26 protein-coding genes are annotated in these 23,887 nt (G+C 49.3%); 2 read left to right on the forward strand and 24 right to left on the reverse strand.

The genetic code is table 11. From position 1 onward, the window contains the following. Positions 1-71: 71 nt before the first annotated feature. The 3 genes from kynU to kynA are packed head-to-tail and all read right to left on the reverse strand — an operon-like array spanning position 72 to position 2,840. Positions 72-1,313, reverse strand: coding sequence for a kynureninase (gene kynU, locus L4174_RS09035; protein ID WP_248140445.1), 1,242 nt, complete (start codon positions 1,311-1,313; stop codon positions 72-74). 26 nt (positions 1,314-1,339) lie between these two features. Continuing rightward, the gene (gene kynB, locus L4174_RS09040; protein ID WP_248140446.1) at positions 1,340-1,969 is read right to left on the reverse strand and encodes an arylformamidase; all 630 of its coding nucleotides are present in this window, start codon (positions 1,967-1,969) and stop codon (positions 1,340-1,342) included. Further along, the gene (gene kynA, locus L4174_RS09045; protein ID WP_248140447.1) at positions 1,962-2,840 is read right to left on the reverse strand and encodes a tryptophan 2,3-dioxygenase; all 879 of its coding nucleotides are present in this window, start codon (positions 2,838-2,840) and stop codon (positions 1,962-1,964) included. The genes kynB and kynA overlap by 8 nt, the downstream gene beginning before the upstream one ends. Before the next feature lie 116 nt (positions 2,841-2,956). Here kynA and L4174_RS09050 point away from each other — a divergent pair, with 116 nt between their 5' ends. Then, complete coding sequence (locus L4174_RS09050; protein WP_254589082.1) at positions 2,957-3,862, forward strand: LysR family transcriptional regulator; 906 nt, start codon at positions 2,957-2,959, stop codon at positions 3,860-3,862. Here L4174_RS09050 and L4174_RS09055 read toward each other — a convergent pair. From L4174_RS09055 to L4174_RS09145, 19 genes are all read right to left on the reverse strand, one after another. Next, positions 3,810-4,310, reverse strand: a complete 501-nt coding sequence (locus L4174_RS09055; protein ID WP_248140449.1) for a GNAT family N-acetyltransferase — start codon at positions 4,308-4,310, stop codon at positions 3,810-3,812. The genes L4174_RS09050 and L4174_RS09055 overlap by 53 nt on opposite strands. Before the next feature lie 85 nt (positions 4,311-4,395). Continuing rightward, complete coding sequence (locus tag L4174_RS09060) at positions 4,396-4,809, reverse strand: NUDIX domain-containing protein (protein WP_248141656.1); 414 nt, start codon at positions 4,807-4,809, stop codon at positions 4,396-4,398. Continuing rightward, on the reverse strand, positions 4,809-5,240 hold the full coding sequence (locus L4174_RS09065; RefSeq protein WP_248140450.1) for a VOC family protein: 432 nt from the start codon (positions 5,238-5,240) through the stop codon (positions 4,809-4,811). Before L4174_RS09065 ends, L4174_RS09060 begins: the two co-directional genes overlap by 1 nt. 32 nt (positions 5,241-5,272) lie before the next feature. Further along, the gene (locus L4174_RS09070) at positions 5,273-5,689 is read right to left on the reverse strand and encodes a GNAT family N-acetyltransferase (protein ID WP_248141659.1); all 417 of its coding nucleotides are present in this window, start codon (positions 5,687-5,689) and stop codon (positions 5,273-5,275) included. A 95-nt stretch (positions 5,690-5,784) separates the two neighbouring features. Further along, positions 5,785-6,522 (reverse strand): PhzF family phenazine biosynthesis protein, encoded by a 738-nt coding sequence (locus L4174_RS09075; RefSeq protein ID WP_248140451.1) that lies wholly within the window; start codon positions 6,520-6,522, stop codon positions 5,785-5,787. A gap of 3 nt (positions 6,523-6,525) precedes the next feature. Then, the gene (locus L4174_RS09080; RefSeq protein WP_248140452.1) at positions 6,526-7,125 is read right to left on the reverse strand and encodes a DJ-1/PfpI family protein; all 600 of its coding nucleotides are present in this window, start codon (positions 7,123-7,125) and stop codon (positions 6,526-6,528) included. Between the two features lie 196 nt (positions 7,126-7,321). After that, positions 7,322-8,536: an MFS transporter gene (locus L4174_RS09085; RefSeq protein WP_248140453.1), complete on the reverse strand. Its 1,215-nt coding sequence runs from the start codon at positions 8,534-8,536 to the stop codon at positions 7,322-7,324. A 95-nt stretch (positions 8,537-8,631) separates the two neighbouring features. After that, on the reverse strand, positions 8,632-9,225 hold the full coding sequence (locus tag L4174_RS09090; protein ID WP_248140454.1) for a nucleotidyltransferase family protein: 594 nt from the start codon (positions 9,223-9,225) through the stop codon (positions 8,632-8,634). Beyond that, positions 9,222-9,794: a DUF6151 family protein gene (locus L4174_RS09095; RefSeq protein ID WP_248140455.1), complete on the reverse strand. Its 573-nt coding sequence runs from the start codon at positions 9,792-9,794 to the stop codon at positions 9,222-9,224. Before L4174_RS09095 ends, L4174_RS09090 begins: the two co-directional genes overlap by 4 nt. Before the next feature lie 35 nt (positions 9,795-9,829). Beyond that, complete coding sequence (locus tag L4174_RS09100; protein ID WP_248140456.1) at positions 9,830-10,693, reverse strand: hypothetical protein; 864 nt, start codon at positions 10,691-10,693, stop codon at positions 9,830-9,832. 415 nt (positions 10,694-11,108) lie between these two features. Further along, entirely contained in the window at positions 11,109-11,501 is a 393-nt protein-coding gene (locus tag L4174_RS09105) for a hypothetical protein (protein WP_371929325.1), read from the reverse strand. Then, positions 11,414-11,716 (reverse strand): hypothetical protein, encoded by a 303-nt coding sequence (locus L4174_RS09110; protein WP_248140458.1) that lies wholly within the window; start codon positions 11,714-11,716, stop codon positions 11,414-11,416. Before L4174_RS09110 ends, L4174_RS09105 begins: the two co-directional genes overlap by 88 nt. A gap of 159 nt (positions 11,717-11,875) precedes the next feature. After that, complete coding sequence (locus tag L4174_RS09115; protein WP_248140459.1) at positions 11,876-12,175, reverse strand: hypothetical protein; 300 nt, start codon at positions 12,173-12,175, stop codon at positions 11,876-11,878. 15 nt (positions 12,176-12,190) lie between these two features. Continuing rightward, a complete protein-coding gene (locus L4174_RS09120) occupies positions 12,191-12,499 on the reverse strand; it encodes a hypothetical protein (RefSeq protein WP_248140460.1) in 309 nt (102 codons plus the stop codon). 209 nt (positions 12,500-12,708) lie between these two features. Continuing rightward, positions 12,709-13,308: an imm11 family protein gene (locus L4174_RS09125; RefSeq protein ID WP_248140461.1), complete on the reverse strand. Its 600-nt coding sequence runs from the start codon at positions 13,306-13,308 to the stop codon at positions 12,709-12,711. 1 nt (position 13,309) lies between these two features. Next, entirely contained in the window at positions 13,310-16,507 is a 3,198-nt protein-coding gene (locus L4174_RS09130) for a PAAR-like domain-containing protein (RefSeq protein ID WP_248140462.1), read from the reverse strand. Positions 16,508-16,827: 320 nt separating this feature from the next. Further along, positions 16,828-19,947 (reverse strand): efflux RND transporter permease subunit, encoded by a 3,120-nt coding sequence (locus tag L4174_RS09135; RefSeq protein ID WP_248140463.1) that lies wholly within the window; start codon positions 19,945-19,947, stop codon positions 16,828-16,830. Then, a complete protein-coding gene (locus tag L4174_RS09140; RefSeq protein ID WP_248140464.1) occupies positions 19,944-21,350 on the reverse strand; it encodes an efflux RND transporter periplasmic adaptor subunit in 1,407 nt (468 codons plus the stop codon). The genes L4174_RS09135 and L4174_RS09140 overlap by 4 nt, the downstream gene beginning before the upstream one ends. Further along, positions 21,337-22,002 carry a TetR/AcrR family transcriptional regulator gene (locus L4174_RS09145; protein ID WP_248140465.1) on the reverse strand — a complete coding sequence of 222 codons (666 nt, stop codon included), beginning with the start codon at positions 22,000-22,002 and terminating at the stop codon, positions 21,337-21,339. Before L4174_RS09145 ends, L4174_RS09140 begins: the two co-directional genes overlap by 14 nt. A gap of 276 nt (positions 22,003-22,278) precedes the next feature. Here L4174_RS09145 and L4174_RS09150 point away from each other — a divergent pair, with 276 nt between their 5' ends. Then, positions 22,279-22,890 (forward strand): beta/gamma crystallin domain-containing protein, encoded by a 612-nt coding sequence (locus tag L4174_RS09150; RefSeq protein WP_248140466.1) that lies wholly within the window; start codon positions 22,279-22,281, stop codon positions 22,888-22,890. A 63-nt stretch (positions 22,891-22,953) separates the two neighbouring features. On the opposite strand, the gene L4174_RS09155 is transcribed toward L4174_RS09150, so the two are convergent. Then, positions 22,954-23,355 (reverse strand): ACT domain-containing protein, encoded by a 402-nt coding sequence (locus tag L4174_RS09155; RefSeq protein ID WP_248140467.1) that lies wholly within the window; start codon positions 23,353-23,355, stop codon positions 22,954-22,956. Positions 23,356-23,379: 24 nt separating this feature from the next. Continuing rightward, on the reverse strand, positions 23,380-23,862 hold the full coding sequence (locus tag L4174_RS09160; RefSeq protein ID WP_248140468.1) for a GNAT family N-acetyltransferase: 483 nt from the start codon (positions 23,860-23,862) through the stop codon (positions 23,380-23,382). Positions 23,863-23,887: the final 25 nt, after the last annotated feature.

The raw sequence follows: 23,887 nt of genomic DNA on the forward strand, positions 1-23,887 counted from the left end.
TACCAGTCTCGTAACAATTTACAGGCCGATGATTCATCAGCGTTCTTATCATCGCGTTATGAAAAGACGTCTCAGGTCACTGCGGTCAGTTTTTTAAATTCTGCCTTATCCCACAGGCCATGAGTCATGATGTCCGCCAACACATCGACACAATCCCACAAATCGACATAGCGAACATAAAGCGGCGTAAATCCGAAACGCAAAATATTTGGCGCCCGGAAATCACCGATGATATTGCGGGCAATCAACGCCTGCATGATGGCAAACCCCTGTTCATGGGTCAGAGAGACCTGACTCCCGCGCACTGCCGGATCTTTGGAAGAAACAATCCCGAAACCAAACTGACCGCACCGCAATTCAATCAGCTCCATAAACAACTGCCCCATCCGCAGCGATTTTTCGCGGATCAGGTTCATGTCAGCAGAGGCCATGATGTCGACGCCCACTTCCAGCAAACTCGCGCCGACCACAGAGGTGGTACCACACAAGGTTCTTTCAATCCCCGGTGCAGGCTCATATTCGTCGCGCATGGCAAATGGATTCGTGTGACCAAACCAGCCGCTCAGCGGTTGCTCCAGATGTGCTAGATGACGTTTCGCGGCAAACAGGAAACCCGGCGCACCCGGGCCGCCGTTCAGATACTTGTAACCGCAGCCCACTGCAAAATCGGCACCCACCTGATTCAATGCCACCGGCACCGCGCCGGTGCTGTGGCTGAGATCCCAGATGATCAGTGCGCCTTTTTCATGGGCCTTGGCCGTGATTGCCGCCATATCAAACATCGCACCGCTTTTGTAGTGCACATGAGTCAGCACCACCACGGCGGTCTCTTCGTCAATCGCGTCCATGATGCGGTCGCGGGACTCTGTGACCAGGCGTACCTTGCCATCCATGAAACTTTCCAGGCCCTGCAGAATATATAAATCTGTCGGGAAGTTACCGGGCTCAGACAAAATTTTGCTGCGACCGGCATTCAGCTTCACCGCAGCGGCAGCCAGCTTGAACAAATTCACTGATGTCGAATCGGCCACGATCACTTCACCCGGTTCAGCCCCAATCAGACCGGCGATCTTGTCCCCGACACGGCGCGGAATATGAATCCAGTCATGGGTGTTCCAGCTGCGGATTAAGCCTTGACCCCACTGTTCTTCCACCACTTCCCGGGCTTTTTCTTTTGCGGCTTTCGGCAAGACGCCCAGCGAGTTCCCGTTGAGGTAAATATGGCCTGCCGGCAGCTCAAACTGCCCGCGATATTCAGCCAGCGGATCAACCTGATCCAGCGATTCAAAATAGGCTCTGTCCAGTGTTTGCATGTGACTTTACTCCTTGAAATGATGCCTTACACCACACTGCGCAGCAGTGCCCGAACCGGAGACGCATCCAGCGCATCCAGCTTCAGTGGCGGTGCAATCAGCTCGTAATCGCCCGGGGGCACATCATCTAAAACCAGCCCTTCCAGAATCGCCATCCCATGGCGCCTGACGGCATGGTGCGCACGCATGGATTTAGACGTCTGCGGATCCAGTGACGGGCTATCAATCCCAATCAGGCACGCACCCCGTTCTGCCAGTAAATCGATGGTTTCCGCAGCCACCGCCGTAAAATCAGTAACCCATTGGTTGTGCGGAAATTGCGAGTAGGTTTTCAGAATGACCCGCTCAAGCTGATCCGGCAACTGGCTGATGATGTCCTGCGGTTTCACCCACCCAACCGCCTGAGTTGCATCCACTACCACGCAGGGGCCGATGTAATATTCCAGGCTGACCGCTGCCATGGTTTTCCCTTTGGCATCATAATGAACCGGCGCATCCGCATGCGTGCCCGAATGGGTCGACAGGGTAAATTGACCGACATTCACCGGACACTCGGCACTCATTTCCCAGTGAAAATGCGAAGAAAACTCGGTATCTCCCGGCCAGACTGGCAAGCCTTTTCGCAACGTTTGCGAAATATCCCAAATCTTAATCATGTTTCGGCCCTTCAATCGACGTACGGACCGACCACAACTCAGGGAAGAATTGCAAATCCAGCGCTTTGGTCAGGTATTTCACCCCGGACGTACCGCCCGTTCCGCGACGATAGCCAATGATGCGCTCCACGGTTTTCATGTGGCTGAAGCGCCATTTCTGAAAATTGAATTCCATGTCCACCAGCTTTTCTGCCAGCTCGTACAGATCCCAGTATTCGTTACTGTGGTTATAAATCTGAGCCCAGATACGCTCAACGGCCTCACTAGACTGATAGGGCTGTGCGAAGTCACGATTGAGATGGGAATCCGGCACGTCAAATCCGCGATCTTTCAGCAACTGCAGGGTGACGTCGTAAATACTTGGCGCATGCAGCACAGTTTTCAGATGATCATAATATTTCGGATGAGCGCGATGGGCCTGAATCATGGCTTCGTTCTTGTTCCCCAGCAGGAATTCCAGTTCGCGGTACTGATATGACTGGAACCCGGAGCTCTGCCCCAGCTCATCGCGGAAACTGGCATAATCTGCCGGCGTCATCGTCGCCAGTACTTCCCAGGCATTCAGCATCTGAGACTGAATCCGTGTGAGGCGACTCATCATCTTGAACGCCGGACGAAGTTTATCCTGACGGATATTCTCAACCGCCGCATAAGCTTCATGCAAACACAGTTTCATCCATAATTCAGAAACCTGATGGATGATGACAAACAGCATTTCATCATGTTGTTCCGTGACCGGGTGCTGGCAGGATAACAACGGCTCCAGGGCAAGATACTGGCCATAGCTCATGTCCTGATCCCAATGCACTTTCTCATTGGCCAGATCCACTTTCAGCTTTGGCGCGTCCTGTGCCTTATCCACTTCACTCATAGCATATGTCCTTATTATCAGAGGTCACTTAACCTTTCATTAACAAGTTTACGAAACGCTTTTTTGCCTGTAAATTTCATAAAATAATCAAAATCCATTCATTTTTTTCATACGATATGGCGACAAAAATCAGTACCCGTCACTTACAAATGGTTATGGCTGTGGCAAAAGCAGGCAGTGTGTCAGAAGCCGCCAGCGAAATCGGGCTCACTCAGTCGGCGCTCAGCCACCGGATCCGGGAAGCAGAAAGATTGCTCAATACCGAGCTGTTTTACCGGCAACATAAAAAACTGATTCCGACGAGCGCGGGCCAGCGGCTGCTGTTATCCGCATCCGTCGTGCTCAGTGAGCTGGAAAGGGCTGAAAATGATATCGATAAGCTATCGGTCGGTATTGAACATGTCATTCGTGTCGGCAATGAAGTGTTCGGGGGATATCACTGGCTGCCCCCTTTTATCAAACAGTTTGGCGAAACATATCCGAGCTATGCCGTCGAAATCATTCCGGATGTTTCCCTTGACCCGTTTACCGCGTTACGCAATGGCACGATTGATCTCGCGATTGTTTCCGGCACGATTACCCAAACCGGATTCCGCACTTTCAAATTGTTCCGGGACGAAATGGTGGCCGTTATGCCCGACCAACACCCGGATGCCGGCAAAACCTGGCTCACACCGCAGGATATCGCCTCAAATACCTACATTACCTACCATACGACGCCCGGACCCGGCCGGGAGTATGAGCAATTGTTCAGCCCAAACCAGCTGCTGCCCCCTAAAGTGATTCGTGCAGGGGTGACCGAGGCGGTTGTTGAATTTGTCAGAACGGGCACAGGCATCACCATTATGCCGACCTGGGTTGTCAAACCTTATCTGAAGGGCGGCGGTTTAAGCACCGCCAAAGTGACAAAACAGGGCCTTTACATCCATTGGCAGGCCCTGATCCGAAAGGATGAACGCCCAGATTCACCTATTGTGACTTTTGCGAAAGCGCTGAAGAAGAGCGACCTTCAGGCGCTGTAGTCTCCGGCACGGCAAACGACAAAGGCTGATAGCGCAGGCCTGCAAGTTCAGCAGGCCCGCCATTTTTCTGAAAGCCCTGAGATTCATAAAAAGAGACCGCATTCAGTGAGGAACGCACCGTCAGCTCCGGATGCCGACAATATGGCAACAGTGACTGCAACAGACACCGGGCAATCCCCTTGCCCTGCCACTCTGGTAAAACAAAAAGCATGGACAAATGGGCGCCCTGTTTCAGTTCAGCCATGCCTGTAATCACATCCTGTTCTTCATACACCAGTATGAGATTGTCTTCCTGAAGACGCAGTAACAATGCTTCCTTCGATGCAACTTTGAAAAAGGTCTGAATCCCTGCCGGGCGCAAGCTGGTCGCAACACAAGCCATAAACGATGCTTTGACCAACGCTTCAACCTGTCCGACATCACCAGCTGTCATCTGCCTGATTGCCATCCGCATACTCCCCCTCAATTGAAAATCCGGTTTCAAACCCTGTGCTGACTTGGTTTCTTTTCTCTATCAGGTCTCTCTCCGAACTCTATCCGGCATTGGCCAGCATCGGCAAAACGACCCGGCGATATTCCGCCAGCGCGATGTTATCCGCAGCAATGGTTGCCGGTGCGGTTTCCTGTAAAGACGTCCAGATCACTGCTTCAGCTTCTTGGGCCGTAATCTCGCCGGTCCAATCAGTTACCACGTAATAGTGCAACCGCTGCAATTCCAGCGTTGGATGGTACAGCGTACACAACGGAAAATAACGAACGGGCGTAACGGTAAGTTCTTCTTCAACTTCGCGGTGTAAGGCCTCTTCCAGCGTTTCACCGGCTTCGACATGTCCGCCCGGTATCACCATTAAACCCGGGTCGACCGCTTTGGTGAGTTTACGTTTTTCCAGCAGTATCTCTTCATCGCGAATCAGCATAAAGGACACGCAGTCATGAATATCTTGCATCATGGTTTCGTTCTGCCTCGTGTTGCCATCGGATGATCAGGATTGAGTTGCAACAAATCCCACTGGTTACCGTACAAATCCTCAAACACCGCAACCGTGCCGTATTCCTGCTCGCTTGGCGGACGTACAAAACGGATGCCCTCAGCGGCCATACGTTCATAGTCACGCCAGAAATCATCCGTGTTCAGAAACAGAAAGACGCGCCCGCCGGACTGATTACCGATAAAATCCATCTGCTCGGGTTTGGAAGCTCTGGCCAGCAACAGTGCAACACCGTCAGAACCCGGCGGAGAAACCACCACCCAGCGCTTGTCCTGCTCTGGCTGATAGCTGTCTTCAATCAATTCGAATTTCAGCTTATTCACATAAAAATCAATCGCTTCATCGTAGTCTTTCACCAACAATGCAACGTGAACTATGGCTTGTTTCATACCTTCAGCCTTCCGTTCTCTGGATCAAAAGTTCAGACATTCTGATTGTCTGAAGCATTAAAAGAATACATCCGGACTTCATCACGAGCGAACCAGCCCAGACGTTCATAAAAACGCTGCGCCGCCTCATTCTCGCAAAAGACAAAAAGATGCGTTTTTGCAATACCAGCCGCCGCCAGCCCTTCCACGGCTTTTTCAATCAGCATCTGACCAATCCCTTGTGAACGATGCGACTCAGAAACGGCCAGGTGCTGCAGATATCCCCTGCGCCCGTCGGTTCCCGCCAGTACGGTCCCCACGACCTTGCCCTGGTGTTCGGCCACAAAACTGGTCCCCGGATTCCGCGCCAGATAAGCTCCAATGCTTTCCGGTGAATCCGCATCCCGCAAAGATAACCCTTCAGATTCAGACCAGATATTCATCACGGCCTGATAATCATCCATCGTCATCTCCCTCAGACTGACCCTCTCCCGCGAACTCACTGAATCCGATGATATGAATGGTGCGACTTCCATGTGACCGTCCCTGTTCTCTTTTTCAACTCTCATTCGCCTTTGCGGCGATACACATATCCGCCCACCCACAACGTTTCGTCTTCTGTGTGCAGATGGATCAGATTGTCATATGCCGGATATCCCATATGAACCGCCTGAGGAAAATCCGTGAAGGGTAAAGCTGCACAGCAGACTGCGCACGCGGGATCTTCCGGGATGTTATACAGCGGGTTCGACGCTCGGGCATAAATGCCTTCTTCAGTGCGGGTATAGAGAATATATCCGCTGAAGTTTTTACCCTGATTCCATGCAGCTAATGCTTCAAGCTCAAAATGAACGGCATTGAGGCTTTCCAGACTATCCAGCTCAATACACCATTTCGGTTTTCCGGCACTGAATATGCCTTGTGCCAGCATCTGAGCGGGTGATAACCCGAACCAACCTGCCTCCGCCACATCCGAAAAATTCGGCGGAACGGCTACAGAAGGCGCCATGCTGACGCTCACCTGATCACCCTGTTTTCGCACCTGGCTGATCCCCGTCCCGGTTTCCACCGAGAATACGGATGACTTCAGATGACTGGCGGCTCCCAGCAATGCATGTCCGCAAATTGGGGCTTCTTTCGAGTCCGGATAAAAAAAGCGAAAACGCACATCGGCACAGTGGCTGTCAGATATCACAACAACCACAGGAATACCTGAGTCCATCGGATTTTCGGCCACATCCGACACAGCCATGATGTTCCCGCCCCGATCCGCACTCTTGCCAAATACCTGATAGATTTCCATGATTTACTCTAAATAAGGTTCAATAACAGACAGGCAGTGATTGACCGTCGCTTCTTTCTCTCCCACTGGGGCAACATAATGGATCGCATTTCTGGCAAACGAGATACCCGCAGATTTTGCAATCAGCCACATTGAAAGATACTGAGATGCCATGCATCCGCCAGCAGTGGCAACCGACTGGCTGGCATGAAATGGCTGCTCCAGTACCTTCAGTCCGGCATCCCTTGCCCAGGGCTGCGTGGTCAGATCCGTACAAACCGGCTGATGGTTCTGAATGCCTAATGCCGGTAACCACAATACGCCCGAACACTGGGCAGCCAGCAGCTGTCTGTCCGGGTTCAGCGAAAGTGCATTTAATAAATGTTCATCGGTAACCAGCTGACGGGTACAATTGCCGCTGCCCAGAATCACCGCATCCGCCTGATTGGCATACGCAAGCGGCTGTTGTGCGGAAATTTTCAGTCCATTCATGGAAGTGACTGTCGGTGTGGGGCTGGTGATCTGTACCTGCCAGTGCTCCCCTTTCACCCGGTGAAGAATGGAATAGGCTATCAGTGAATCAAGCTCATTAAATCCGTCAAACGTGAGGATGGCGATCTTCATAGCATTGTCCCTTGCTCTCTTTTATCGTCATTGCGGCATCACTGCCTGAATTGTGACCGGGAACAGATTAACTTGAATGAACAAAAGGTTACCAGCATTAAATTGACGATCTTATTTTCAGGTTCAACAGGTCTGCTGAAAGAAGCAATCTCCCCTCATCAACGGCTCGGATAGCCTTTTCGGGCAGACTTCAGCTTTATTCCGTGGCCAGAGTTCGGGTCGCTTCTGTTTCTGATTCCGGATATAACCTGCACACACCAAAGAAGAAGCACATCAATACCAGGATGAGCAATGCCAGTCCTAATGCTGCAGCGTCGAACGACCAGTCAAACAGGTATGAACAATAAAATGCAACGAATGTATTGCCCGCCGCAATCAGGATGTTTTGGGCCGCTGCCGTTCGGCCAGCAACACCGTTGAGCGTCCTTGATTGCAAAAACGAAGACAGACTCACCGCTGCAAACGTAGTCGAAGCGCCAAAACAAAACAGCATTACCGGCAGCCACAGCAATTGTTCAAACAGCCCGTAGCACAGGAATGCAACAGCAGAGATACCCTGATTCAGCATCAGGTGAAAATCGGAAGAAAGTGACTGGAACCTCCGATGGAATTGCTTCATCAGTATCCCGGACAGAATCGCACCCGATGCATAGCTGACGCTCAGCCACGACAACCAGACGGTATCATCAGAAAATTTTGCAGCCACCAGCGGCGCCAGCAGTAGATAAAAACCTCCCAATGAAGCAGCAATGGAGAAACTGCTGGCCAGACGAACACTGAAAGCCCGGTCACTTTTGATGAAATCAACAAAATCATGCCAGTTTAGCTGCTGAGGCTTTTCCTGTGCTTCCGCTGTGGTGTTGAAACGGCGGCGGCGATAGATGGAAAGGCTCAGCACGAAGCAGAACCCATAGATCAGTGTCATCAGATAAAAAACGGCAATTTCAGAGTACCAGGATAAAAATAACCCGGTTAGTGATAAACCAATGATCTGACCAAGCTGAGACGCTGATGTCATGCGCCCATTTACCACTTTCAATTCATCTTTTGCGGAAATTTCCCTGACCAGAACAAACAGAGACGTCCGGTAAAATGGCCGGAACACATACACCATCGCGGCAGCAATCAATAAACTGACCGAATAGAGCACGTCATAGCTCATCGCCAGAAAAAGAAACACAGACACACTCAGTGCATTAATGGCAATCAGTATCCGGGCCGGTGCATATCGGTCCGCAAAAGATCCGGCATAAAGCTGGATGAGCGTGACAATTAAAAATTCGCCGCCATAAGCTGTGGCAAATGCCCACAAACTATTCGTCTGATCGTATAAAAGTTTGCCCAGTAACAGCGTAAAAATGGCACTGGCCATCTTGGTAAAAAATTCGATATAAGCCGGAAAATTTTTCAAAACTTCACCCAGTCGATGGATTGATTCAGAGACGCGATACCAGAAAGCAAGGACACACGGGATGAACATTTGGCCCTGAAGTCAGCCTTCAGCGCTCACACCGTTGGCGCTTCGGGCTGATGCGGCACCACGACTTTCAGTCCGGGCCAGTGTTCGAGCCACTGTTTTTCTGCCACTCTTGTCTGAAAAGCCGTGAACGGACGACGTGGATTGTGCGTCAGGCAGCCGGCAAACAAAGATGTCAGGCCAAAGCAGGCAATAATATCCAGTTCTCCTGCCACACTGCGGGCCGCGACAGCCGTCTCACATTCAACCCAATAACTGATGGCATCCATCGTGCTGGTATACGGCTGATCGCCATTTCGTGTGTGCATCAGTGCCTGATTGCGAACCTGCCAAACCACAAACGGATATTCACGGTTCAGCTGTGCTTCTGTTTGCCAGGCTTTTTCCTGTGTCTGCTCAGACGGGTCGAAATAAACCACATCGACATCATTGAGCGATGTCGGCGGGTTGTAACCATGTAAATGATCCCACACCAGATTTCGGACAAACCCGGCCCCGACATATGCTTGCGGTAAGTTCAGCGATTCTACAACGGCTAACACCGACATACGCAGATCATCCTGTCGCAGCCACTGCGACAGTCTGTCTGCCAGTTCGGCTTCCTGTTTCAACATCTGACTCATTTATTCACGATTTCCGGCGGGACCTTCGGCTGACCATCCAGGTTGAAAAAAGGATTCGGTTTGCCTTTCCCCGTCAGTTTCCAGCCCAGAATTTTCAGCATCACCCGGATCATCATTGGCCAGACCCGGTTTGTCCGCAGAATTTCTTCCGGCAAAACAGGATCAGCATGTTGCGGATAAGCATGCGCGCGAACCGGTCCGAGATGCGCTTCAGTTCTGTCTTCAGGGACAATCGCGGTTTCAATCAGTCCCACGAATGGAAAACCGGGTTTCAGGGTATTTGCAAGCGGGGTCTCACAACAGCCGGCATACCAGCGATAAAGTCCGTCCGGCGTCAGACGCAGACAGCGAATCTGTTCCGCCCCTTTTGTCCATTGGACGCTGGAAGGGCTGAGCTGAAAAATCGCGGTGCCACGATGTGCGGTTAAGATTCTTTCCGGTTTCAACTGCTCAGCAAATGCCTGACAATCCTTGCAATAGCACACCACACGATTACCAGACGATGGCGCAGGCACCAGTGCAGTCCCCTGAACTTCCCCGCATTCACAAGCAAGACGAATTGTTGCCATACCCCTCTCTCCCTGATTGATAATTCCCGGATGCATTATTGTGTGACGGGCGGTTTTTCTTCAGAGTGCGATATGACACTTTCTGAATGGACCGCCAATCGTGCACGCAAATGTCTTACATACTCTCTCAAACGTAACGCATTATTAGCAAACTTTTTGTTTCCGCAGGGAATCCCGCGATAAGAAATTTCCGGACTGGAATAAACAGGCAGCACCTCGTCAGCGTAAGACATGATGGTCCCCTTACCAGCGCATTGATAACCAAAAGCATAAAATTTGAAGAATTGCTTTAAGTGCGACGGGGTTGTTTCAATGACCTCATCCAGAGTCATTTCCGTCTGCGCTGAAAATGTATCGATATCATGCTGAGCCCAGGCCAGATGCCCCAGTTCATGCTCCAGCGTGTCTTTATCGCAGGCCATATCCAGGGTAAAAAACTGCGGAAAGACGCGGTTATTTGTCATCCCGCAATGCTCCGGCGGCAAGGCTTCAGAACGTTTACTGCTGAATATAACGCCATAATAATGATTCGGTTTTCGGGTCATTTCCTTGATGGATTCCGGATCATAATATTCCAGCATCGAATGAACCACATTGATGCTCTCAAATTCCGGTAAATTCAATTCATCCACCTCAACAATCTGATGCAAGGTGCGATGCATTGGCACACAAGAATTCTTCAGAATCTGGTTGGCCCTGTTGATCCAGCTTTGAATCATGCCCTCCCGCACATACGGAGAATAATCATCTTTCACTTCTTTCGACAGAAAAAATGTAATCGGCGTTTCGACCACTTCTTCCTGCTGACATTTTGGTAAAATCAGGTTTTCGGGCGATGCCGCAACCTGAGCAGACATCAAACAAATCAGAGAAAAGAAAAAGGAAAGCAAAGTGCGCACAACTAACTCCACGAAATACTGAAGCCAGGCAATATATATGCAAACGCACCAATAGGTAAACAGAAAGATGAACGAAACAAAAAGGATCCTCTCCATCGATAAACGCTCTTTCAATGACATAATCATTCAAACGAATGAACCCTCATGTTCCGCCTACTCGTAACTGTAAAAAACGGCATTGAATCTATTCAACATTATAAACTGTCAAAAAAAATTATCTTCTGTGTCCTCTATATTCAGGGTGAGAGCATGAGTTAACAAATTGTAAAATCGCCACATAAAAGGCACGTTGGGATCTACAACAAGAGTGATTTTTAACCATCTGCCACAGGTGTGAAATGCATGAGGTGTCTAATAATTACTCAACCAGCCTGAGGGAACTCACAGGTGTTCAAAAAAGTGAACATACGTGCTCTCACCCTGCCTCTATATTGAAAGCACTATGTGGTCCCCAATCTGACACTCGAACAAATCTAAACCCTGTCAGACCTGCTGATGATAGAGCAGAAATAACGAATTCATGGTAAAGGTATTTTGGATCTTCGTTCAATCGAAAAACCAATCTTTCATTTAAGGGAATTTTATCCAGAACGTCTTCATCCAATGAAATTTTCTTCAAAATAAAACGATCATCAACGTAAGTACCATCAATGACAGAACGTTTTTTACTTAGTGCTCTATAATTATTCCAAATATGCACAAAGTTGCATATTTTCCATGTCATTCCATTATTCTCAATATAAGTTGGATAAAAATCGACACCACGTAAATGATATGATCCCAAAATAGTCTTGAATTTATCTGACACGAGGCAGATGGCATAACTCCATGATAATCACATGGGCTAAATTGACCATCATCACCACAAGTTATCTCAACATATCCTAAGCCAAGAACCTCTCGCTTTATAGATTGTTGACGAAGCAAACGAATCCCCTCATCTGACTTTCTGTTTTTTTTAATCATATACTTTGAAGAAAATTGATCTTCTAATAACAGATAATATTGGTCATCATATTTCATTCTCAATAACCCAATATGCATGATATGTTGAAACATCCGGAGAAGTTTTGGGCAGCAGCTCAACTATCCTTGATTATTCTATTTCACATTTATCTATATCGATTCTATTCATCAAAGCTCTCATGTGGGGGCAAATCAATAACAAAATCGTTACTCAAACTATAAGTCATCATAAAAATCATCATCGTCTTCAAAAGCTGAACCAATCGACCAGTGGTCAACACGGCGAAAACCTAACCCACTCAGGTTTGCTGCTTTGAGCGCTTCAACAATCGACTCATGAAAGAGAAATGTTGGATCTTCTTTCAGACGGAACACTAATCTATTTTCTAATGGCACTTGATCCAGCACTTTTTCATCTAATGAAAGTTTCAATAACGTAAATCTGTTATCAACATAGATTCCGGTAATTTTACTCCGCTGCTGATGAATCGCTTCAAAGTTATTCCAGATATGCATGAAATAATGTTCCGATCAGACTTTATCGCCATTCACAATATCGCTTTGGTAAAAATCCACACCGGGTAAATTAAATGGCAGTAAAAATTGCCTGAATTTTTCAGAGACCAATTGTTCTGCGGTCTCATGATAATCGCAAGGCTGAAAGGTTGCAGCACACCCTGATGAAATGCCCACACGTCCTGGCCCTAACACTCTTCTGTGAATTGGAAATATCGACATCAATCGCCCTAAACCTTCATCGGACCCTTGAATTTTATCTAACATATAATTCGCAGAATCGCCACTTTCTTCCAACATATAATACTGGCTGTCGTATTTCATGCTTATTACCCTAAATGAGGATCATTTTGAATAATTCGAATACGTTGAGAAAATGATTGAAATCAGATTTTCTGATAAAATAACTGACAAAAAACTCAACCACTTTTTTCATTATATCGTTCATCATGTTGAAAATAATGATTTATGATAACCGCCACAATTCGTGGCGGTGAATACAAGGTCAAACTGGTCAAATTGACCCATTCTTTTTAAGAAAATGCACTATCCGGCCCCCAATTTTGAATCGGAAGAAAATTCAAACCCGTCAAATCAGCCAGTCTTAGCGCTTCTACCACAGACTCATGATAAAGGTATTGAGGATCTTCATTTAAACGAAAAACCAAACGTTCTTGTAAGGGAATCAGATCCAGTACTTCTTCATTTAATGATATCTTTTTTAAAATAAACATATCATCCTCATAGGTTCCTTGATAAACCGATCTTTGGGGATGTAAAGCGCGATGATTTTGCCAAACATGAACCAAGTAGTGGTCTTTCCAGACTTTTCCACGATTTTCAATATGCGCAGGATAAAAATCAACGCCCGGCAAATGAAAACTTTCTAAAACATGCTTCAGCTTCTCAGAAATTAACCCAGCAGGCAGCACTTCATGATAATCACAAGGAGAATACTTGCCATCATCACCGAACGTAATATGAACATGACCCGGCCCAAGAACACGACGCTTGATTGACTGCATCATGAGCAAATCTTCAAGTCCTTCATCAGACTTTTCACTCTCAGCGAGCATATACGCGCCAGAACTGGCATCTTCAGTCAATAAATAGTACTGATTATCATATTTCATATTATTTTCCTAATTCTAACTTCCCAGTAAACTTCCCGACGCCTAAACCATGATTGCGATCAGGATATGGACAATTATGTGTTCGTTTTTCTTTTTTATTATCTTTAAATGATATTTTCCCTATTTTTTTAGCACCACTGCATCCTGTTTTTGACTTAGGGTGATAATCTCTGCTATCCCAATCAATTGTCCAAGTAAAACCATGGATGTACCCTAATATTTCTTTGCTTCTTTCTCTCATTTGTTCTGCGAACATCTTTCGAGCTTTTTCAGATGAGAGTGGTGGCTTACAAAACCTTCCTTTTTTCACTAAATCTAAAACTTTTAGTGCTTCTTTTTTTGCTGCTTTTGGGTAAACCAAGTATGGCTTATTCTCCACAGTATTTTCAGCAAAATTGTTAAGTCCTACTGAATCTTTACTAATTTCAAACTTTTTCACAGTTGTAAAATCAACTGGATTACCCTCAAATGCTATACCATACATATGATTAGTTTGGTGCCGCTGAACACCGAGTTCACATGCAAGCGATGGTGTCATGGGTAATGTAACTAAATTATCTACCGTGTTAATATCAAAATTAAATTGATCAAATGCTTTAATAAATTGACGATCTTTTTTCACCGCCTCAATAGGTATAACATGATGCACAGCAAGAGTGAAACGACCAACAAACCATGGGTGCGTGGATGGAAAACCGCCTGGATAGTTTTTCGCCATATTTTCCTTATAATTCTTACTTTCGGTCACACCCTGACCTTTTTTCAAACGATTTCTATTCCCACATTTCTCTCTCTTACAAATCGGGCACTGTTTGGGCAGATTCGTCTCATTATCTTTTTCATGTCGCTTTTTCTCATGATGATTCAGCATAAGTTTCTTGTTGTCGGCGATTTTCATCAGCACGTCAACCAGTCCCTCCAGTGCTTTGGCGCCGTTTCGTACGGAGACACTGCCAGAGATGGCGGCTGCGGCAACCGGGGCACCAATCCCGCCACTGACGGCCCCGGCAAGCGCTGTACCGCCGGTCACTGCGGCGATGTCGATGCCTTTCTGAGTTGCCTGAGATATCGCAAACCGGGTCAGTTCATCGGGCGGCATTGCTTCCATGAAGCGTCGGGGCAAACTAGCAAGATATTCACGGGTGTCCGGATCAGACAATAACAGCAGCAGAATTTCCATTGCCATACTGGCTTGCTGCAAGCCCAATTTTGCCCGGTCAACCTGCTGCAATTGACGTTGTAACACATCAATATCGCCAGTCGCGATAGCCATCACCAGCGCATCAATGCCGATATCTGCCGCGTCCATCAGCTCACCGAACTCACCAAAGTCCGGAATATATTCTGTCACCCCGGTACTGATCCCCATCCCGGCGTTTTTGGCATACGACCAGCTTTGCTCCAGGAAAGACAAATCATCGAAAGCATCCTGACGGCTTTTCAGTTCGTCCAGTTCAGCTTCTACCGATGCCTGCAGGACAGCAAAGTTATCCTGGGCGATGGCTGGTGCTGCCGCTGCCTGACGGCGGGCAATGTTCACCATGTCGTCCAGCACACCGCTCAGCAAATCCGGCACTTGCTTGGTGAGTTTCTCAAGCGCTTTTTCGGCCTTTTCAGCATCACTTTTGAGGCCAAACTCAATCTCAGCCCCTACCTGCGGCACACCCACCAGCAGAGCACGACCGCTGGCATCCAGTTTCCCGGTCAGCTTTTCACCATTGGCGAACATCACACTGTAAGGCACATACCCCGCAGGCGTAAGCTCGATATCATCATATGTGAGATTGATAGCGAGCGGCGCAGGCATGGATTTGAGCGAGTGCACGACATCCGAGATGCTGCCCCCTTGCGTGGTACGCTGATTGTTGGTCGGCACCACCATCACCTTTTCGCCTTTACCGCGAATGGTGGTGATTTTTTGTTTCAGGCTCTTCATGGCCGCTGAGACATCATCCGGCAATGTGCGACGCACAGTGCTCACTGCGTCACGATGCGCCTTCAGAGAATCAGAAATATAGGTGTAACCCCTGGTATTCGCATGGTGCAGGATGGTTCCGAGCCGTGCATCTGTTTTTTCCAGAATGTCGACACAGGTACGGCTGAGCAGGGTTGATGCTGCCTCCCAGTCCAGATTGTCGAGCCATTCGACCGGATTCCCCGTCCCCAGATGACGCATCGAGGCCAGCAGATTGTTCCCGGATTCATCCTGATGATAATTCACAAACAATTCGAATAAGATGCCGTGTTCATCCAGCACCGGCATCAGGGTGCTGATCAGACCAAGGACTTCTGCTTCCGGAATCTTTTGCTGATCAAAGAAGTTGATTAGCCGGGACGCGATGTTTTCAACCTGTCCGGGGCTGGGATTGAGCGGTAAAGATGCGCGAATTTCCACTTCCAGCATCTGGCGAAAATCCAAACTGTCGGCCAGTGTCTCCCCCACATATCCCCAGAGGCGCTGCTGCATATCCCCTCGTTGTACCCAAAATGGCACACAAATTTGTGAAGCGCGATCGAAGAACACGTCGTCTTCAAGTGTCTCTTGGCCCGGGTTGGCCGGACGTGGATAGATGATTTGAAAAGGTGCCGGTGCTTCGCCGTATTCAATGGTGCAGGCTTTCGTGGGCAGGCCATCGACAATCACTTTGCCTTGACCGTTCAGTGTCCCTTCTGCCAGTACAGCGCCGGTCTCGTCTTTCAGCTGAAACGGTGCGTCTGCCAGCGGATGACCGGAGGGATAGCGACAGTCGATATGCAACGCATGGGTGGTGTCTTCCTCAGGCTGGACCGTGACCGACGGATTTTCACAGCCAAAACACACCGTGTTTCCTGCGTTCATGGTCATCATGTCGGTTTTACGCGCGACGCCCACACCTTCAATTTTCACCGTCGCCGATGCCGATGTGAACTTCGCCTCAGCTTCCGTTGTACCAGAGACCATCCCTTTTTTATCACCGCCGGCATCTCCGGTACTGCTGGCAAACTGGCTGCCTTTCAGCGCAATACTGTTCCCGCCATCCGCAGTCACTGTTTTGGTTCCGTCAGCCAGATCGGCAGCTTTTGCATGATTGCTATAAGGAATCGGAACCACTGATGGACCCACAGTGGTCATGCAGACATCCGGCACAGAGGCATTTGCTTCTCCCCCCGAACCTTGATGAACAATACTCAGACCATCAGCGCTAATTGTGACACCCATGATGCTTTCCTCGTGAACTGAACAAGAATACATCAATATTCTATCCGATGCTCAACACCTTATCCCATTGACAAAAAAGAGGAAATGGTCTGTCATAATCACGGATGATCCTGTCATTCCGACAATAATATGCAGATTGTGAAGCAGATCAAAACGACGGTTGGCTGCGACTGTGAATCAGGAAGCTGTGACAAAACACAAATCGCCGATGCCAGTGACATTTGTTGCCCCCGTTTGGCGACAACAGATTCACCCGCTTCGAAGCTACTTTAGAAATTGCTTAAAAAATATAAGCATCCATGCCTTATGGGCTGCATCTCTCAATTTTTCAGGAGATCAGCCAGGGGCGTCTGCCTGGCAGCCTGATGTTCCCGAATATCTTCCAGCACGCCGTACAGACAAGGAACGACAAATAATACCAGGACACTGGATGCCAGCAATCCAAAGGTAATACTGATCACCAGCGGGATCATGACCTGCGCCTGCAGGCTGGTCTCAAAGAGCAACGGCAGCATACCTGCGATGGTGGTTGTCGAGGTCAGCAACATTGCCCTGAGCCGTTCCTCACTGGCCTTTCTTGCGGCGTCGTGCAGTGTCAGTCCCTCACCGGCATTCGCTTTTACGAATTCAACAAGCAATATGGCATTGTTCACCACAATCCCGGCCAGTGACACATAGCCCACCATGCTTGGCATGGTCAGCGGGTAACCCATCAGCATGTGTCCGCCGATCACACCAATCAGTGACAATGGAATCGCCAGCATGACGATCAAAGGCTCGGCATAGCTTCTGAACTGTATGCTCAGCAAAACGAATATCCCGACCAATCCGGCCAGAAAACCAGAACGTAATGACATCTGGGTCACCCTGCTGTTTTTCATTTCACCTTCCGCCGTCATCGTTAACCCGGGAAACCGGGCCTGCAATTCGGGCAGAAATCTTGCGAATGTATCGGTGACAACGGCTTGTGCGTTGGTGTGTTGTGTATGGACGGCACCGAAAATGGTGACAGTCTGCTGACCATTGATTCGGTTGATGCGTGAATAATCCCGTTCAAAATGGATATCTGCGACACTTGCAAGCGGAATCCGTGTGCCTGTGACCGGGTGAATGATGGGAAAATATTCCAGCGTTTCCAGACTGGCCGATTGCCGGGTATCCAGTTGAACATTGATTTCAACCTCATCCAGTCCCTGATAAACCTGATCCACTTCCTCACCATAAAAGGCCTGCCTTAACTGACTTGCGACCTGCGCAGCCTTCACCCCGGCCGCCAGGGCTGCCGGTTTAAGTGTCAGACGCAGCTCCGGACGTCCGGCCCTTAAATCATCAAAAACGTTATAAACCCCGTCATACCCCTGAAGCCATTGCTGCAGAGCAAATGAAGCCTCTGATAAAACAGCGGCATCGCGTCCCTGCAGGCGCAATTCGATGGCCCGGCCTGCCGGACCAATCGCAGGTTCGGTGAAAATGACTTTCGTCACCTCAGGCATTGGCGGTAACGCTGCCATCCATTCGGCAGTCAGGGTATCGACATCCGTCTTGCGCCGCTCAGCGGTAAGCAGATCGACACTGATGGTTGCCAGATGAGCTCCGGTTTCGAAAGCATCCACATTCTTGTTGAAACTCACAGTCACTGCCTGTACCAGAGGCGCAACTTCCTGCTGATTCAACGACTCGCTGGCCTGAGTCAACGCACCAAGCACGGTGTCGACGGCAGATTCCGTCTCTTCCAGCCGCGAACCGGCAGGCAGGATCAACCTTGCTTCCAGCACATCGCCATCCATCTCCGGCAGCGCCTGAAACTTGAGGTCACCACTGGCGAGCATTGCAACGGACAAAATGAATAACGCAATACTGCCGCCAATCACTGCATAACGATACTGCATCGCCTTGTGAACAGCTTCACCCGTAGCAAGCTGCAAACGGCTGAAACCCCGATCGACCGCTTGCCTGAACCAGTTGTGTGTCTGCTGCTTTTCATGCGTCAACGTATGATGTAAATGACTGGGCAAAATCAGAAATGCTTCAATCAGACTGACCGTAATCACAATCAGTAACACAGACGGGACCACCCGCAGGATCTGCCCGATATCGCCCTCAATCGACAACAGCGCTCCGAAAATCAGAACCGTGGTTAAAAAAGAGGACAGCACGCCCCGGGCAACCATGGAAACGCCTGCAGTGACCGCAGCCAGTGGCGATTTCCCCTGCCGGGACTGCGCAGCAATACTCTCGGCAATCACAATGGCATCATCCATCAGAATGCCCAGTGCCAGCAGCAGTGCAACGATGCTCATCATATTGAGCGTGATCCCCAGCGCCGACAAAAAGAAAAAGCTTGCCAGAAAGCTGACCGGCAGCCCGGCGACGACCCAGAGGGTATACCGCAGGTTGAAAAACAGCAGCAGGCTGAAGAACACCAGCACAAGCCCCTGCCAGGCGTTATCGATCAGCATTGTCAGACGATCAACCACAATGGAAGTGTTGTCCTTAGTCAGCGTCAGCTGCACGCTGTCCGGCAATTGCTGGCGTTCACTGGCAAGAAATGCTTCAACCGCAGCCAGCACATCCAGACTGTCATCACTGGTATTTTTCGAGACATTCAGCAACGCGGCCGGATTCCCGTTAAACAGCGCAAAGTCTTCCGGATGACTGAAAGTTTCTTCGATTGTCGCGATGTCTCCCAGCTGGACCTGACTGCCGGTTTGCCCGCTGAGGATCTGCAAACGTGATAAACCATCCACCGTCACACGCTGGTCGTCCACACTGAGATCATACGTCTGATGACGGGTCTCCAGATCCCCCAGCGGCAGATTGATATTCTGAGATGCAATGCTCGCGCTGATTGATTCCAGTGACAGTCCGTAAAACCTCAGTTGCTCAGGATCCAGTGACACACGCAACTGCCGGGTGGAAAAGCCTTCAATCCGAACCAGTGGAATCCCTGGTTGTCTCAGCATTTTCTCTTTCAGCTGTTCAGCCAATGCTTTAAGTTCTGGCCGCGTCAGCTGATCGGCTGTCACAGCCACGGTGACAACCGGACTTGTCCGGCCCATTTCTTCGATCACAGGTGTGTCTGCTTCGTCCGGAAAACTATCGATACCATCCACAGCCGAACGAATATCATCCTGAAATGCTTTGAAATCTTCACCTTCCGCCATCGTCAATGTCATCATCGCCAGACTGTTCCGGGATTCACACTGCACTTCGTCCATGGCAACAATGGCTTCGGTGGCCTCTTCCAGCGGACGGCAGATGCCATTTTCCACCTCTCGCGGACCAGCACCGGGATAAGGCACCGTCACACGAACCGTATCGGTATCAATCTTCGGAAAAGTTTCCCTCTGCAGGGTTGGTAAATAATACAGGCCCGCCAGAATAAACAGCGCCATCAGCAAGTTGGCTGCCGTCGGGTGACCAGCAAAAAACCGGATCATGGTCTGCCCTCCCCATCCGTTTTCACCAGCTCAGTTGAGGATGAAGACAGACGTTGCTGCAACGCCACGTCCTGCTGCAGGACCAGAGGCATTCCCGCCATCGCGGGCAAGAGATCACTGGTGATTACTGGCGTACCAGCCGGAATCGCATCCGGGCTGAATAATGCCAGATCCTGCATGGTCAAATCTGGCGAGGCCGGTAACCGACGCAGCTTTGAGTCTTGATCTGCAATCAGCAAATATCCCTCATGCAACGCATGACGCGGAATGATCAGTGCGCGGATTTCTGTCCCGACCAGGCTGGCGACAACCGGCATCCCATCCAGCAAAGGTGGCTTACTGCCCGGCGTCAGATCCTGATAAGGCTGATCAATTGCCAGCCGGATGCCCAGCGTATGCGACTGTGGGTCCAGAGATTCTCCCAGACTGAGAATGTGGCCGGTCCAGGACGATTCAGAAAAGCCGGGTACCCGAATCTCGGCCTCGATTCCCATCTGGGCAATCAAAGTGCCGAACACACGGGCATCCGTCACATTCACCGATTGTGTTCTGTCGCTAAAAAGGGTTTGAAAAAAAGGTTTCAGCTTCGCAACAGGAAACTGGGCCGTGACTTCCATTCGGTCAATACCGCTGGCTTCAAATAAAACTTGTCCGGTCTGCATGAACTGCGCCTGCTCCGCCTGTACCGCTGTCACCCGGCCGGTGAAAGGCATGACAATCCGGGTTCGTGCCAGGTTTCGCTGTGCCTGCGCCACCTGAGTTTCCGCAACCGTCTGTCTGGCGATCAAGACCTCGCGATTGGCTGGCAGGACAGCCAGCTCATTTTCCAGCAACGCCTGTTCCTGCTGCAGCTGAATCAGCTTCTGACGCTCACCATCGACCTGAGAAGCCGACTGAGCACCACGCTGGTTCAGCGTTTGCTTTCTGTCCAGTTCCCGTCTGGCAACTTTCATCGTATCCAGAATCAGTGTCTGACGGCGTTTCAGAGTCTTGTCTGTCTGTGCCAGCTCAGCCAGGTTGGCCTTCGCAATGGCCAACTCAGCTTCTGCCTGACTCAGCGCCAGCAGGTAATCGGCCTGATCCAGTTCAACCAGAACTTCGCCCTGATTCACCAGACTGCCCTGCTTCAGCAAAGGTGAGACCTTGCTGACCCTACCCGAGACTTCAGCAATCGCTTTGACTTTCACAGAAGGTTCGATAAAACCGTGTCCGGTCAGACGAGGACGCACAAGTGACGGCGTCGCTTCAATGTAAGACACTGCGGTTGGCGAAACCTCGACCGCCTGATGCTTCACCGGGGGCCGGGTTATCACGAGCGTCACCATGACAATCACGGCACAGCCGATAAACAGCGGCGCGACAGCTTTCGTTTTCAGTAACTGACGAATTTTAGCGGATTTCATCGGAGTCTCCTTGCGCCGGGAAGTGGCCAAACCCCTGGGTCAATAACAGGGTTAAATGCTGTTTCCATGCATCTGAACGTAACACCTGACGATCCACACCCAGAACGCCTTGAATCAAAGGTTCTGCAATCATGGGGAACGCCATCAGGCTGATCATGGAAGCAGTGGCAAAACGAGGATTAATCTCTGCCCGTAAAATGCCTTTTTGCTGCAAGACCGAAAACATGGTTAGCAACGCATGGCCGATGCGGACTGGGAATGTTTTTACAAAATGCTCTCTCAGCCGACCCTCACTGGCCAGCACTTCATCTTTCACCAGATTGATGAGCCATGGCTCTTCCGTCATGATGTCTGATATCGTCGACACCAGCACAGGCAGTACCCGTTCCGGCTCCGTGCCGAGTAAGCCTGCCACCTGCTGAAGCCTGCGTTGACGCATATCGCCGGTACGATCCAGTAACGCAAGAAACAGCCCTTCTTTGTTGCCGAAGTAATAACTGATCATCGCAGATTGCGTCCCGGCTTCAGCCGCCAGTTCGCGTATGGTGATGGATTTATATGATTTTCTGTTCAGCAAACGTTCGGCAGCATCAAGCAGTGCCGCCATCATCTGTGCCTGCTTTTCCGGATCCTGTGGTCTTCCTCTGGACATAAGCCTTCAATTCATTAATCAAGTGATCAACTAAAAAATAAGAGGAATCTGACTACTTTGCAATGCCTGAAAACTGAACACAGATCAAAAATTCAGATGAAGATACAGACAACGTTCACCTTGTCCGGGTGACACATACAGCGAACACCGGCTGGCAAAACCTGAATCTGAAATCATTACTCGTGATTTGCATAATAAAATTGCCCGTCTATTTTTATTTTTGCTGACATTTGGGGTTGGCTTTTATTTATAACAATGACAATAAATGGTGGACAAATGAACAAAACAACGGATTTGGCTTTTTATCGCGAAGAAAACTTTGGGGGTACCCCTGAATACTATTCGCTCGGAGATGATGTGACGTTTCACGATGGTGACAACTTCAATGATAAATATTTATCTTTAAAAGTCATTAACCCGGTGAAAGTCAACTGCTACCAGCACTCTGATGGTTCAGGCTTTTTCAACAGCTACACCTATGGCAATTACCCAAGCCTTAAAGAAATGGGCGGACTTTCAAAGTTCCAGGTGACTGAAGTAGATACTCATTTTGCAATCAGTATGCGGTTGATTGATGTGACCGGGGGTGAGCCTCGTCAGTTCCTGATGACATTTAATGCGCATGATATTGGTGATGCACAAATCTGGTCTGGTGATCAGGAATATAGTTTATTGCCAGTCACTGAGAATAGCGATATCGTCACTTGCGCCATTTATATTCGGGACATGACAACCGGAGAATATATTGCCAATGGTTCGATGTATTTCCAGTACAATCCGCACAATGGCATTGTTGAGATCATCACACCAGCAGAAACCTTCCCATCGAATCTGACAGTAAAACGAATGGATAATACGAAGTTCGACTTCACGCTGACCAGCCGATAAAATATAGCTTCCTGTGCCTCAGCAGCAAGTGTTGAGGCACAAAATCAAATGCTTATCCTGCGATCAACTTTGATTAGCCAGAGCCGTGAGAACCGCCACGGCCTTGTCTGCTTTGTCGGCAGGGACAAATATATGATCGTGGTAATACGCTGCAATCACATTCGCACTGATTCCATGCTCAGCCAAAGCGGTAGACACAGCAGCTGTCAGTCCGACGGCTTCCAGGCTGGAATGTACCGTTAAAGTAATACAGCGAAACGTCGTATCAGAGACTGCCCCGATAGCCTCGGCGGCTGACTCTGTGACAACCAGCGTCAGTCCTTCCTGCTCTCTGAACATTGCTATCGGCGAAAGCGCCAGATATTCAGCCACACCCCCTTTCACACTACAAAACACATAGGCTTCCGGGCGCAATTGTGGCGACATTGAACGAAGTAAGGCTTGTAAATCCGTCATCCCTGACATTTTTCTCTCCATTTCATCTTTTGATTACAGTGATTTATACATGACAAACGTATCGACATATCCCAAAGTCCGGTGCCGGTAGGCACCAGGAATCGTCCCGACAATCTGGTATCCCAGTTTCTGCCATAAAGCGACCGCGGCTTCATTTGTCGACACCACGGAATTAAACTGCATAGCCCGGAATCCAAGCGAAACCGCTATTTGCTGAGAATGTTCACACATGGCTTTTGCCACACCCCGACCACGCGCCTCTGAAGTCACCATATAACCGCAATTACAGACATGATCACCCGGCCCCATCGCGTTCGCTTTCAGGTAGTAAGAGCCCAGCAGCATACCATCCTGTTCGCAGACAAAAGTTCTCAGCGGTTGTTCACACCACAATGCATAAGCCTGAGATACATTCATTTGCGGCTCAAACGCGTAAGTTTCCTGTTCCTGAATGATGGTCTGAAACGTGGGCCAGAATTGCTGGAAGTCTGAAGAGGTCATTTCTCGGAAAAGCATTCTGATTCCTTTTGATTGCCTGAAG

Source organism: Photobacterium sp. CCB-ST2H9 (assembly GCF_023151555.2).
Classification (GTDB): Bacteria; Pseudomonadota; Gammaproteobacteria; order Enterobacterales; family Vibrionaceae; genus Photobacterium.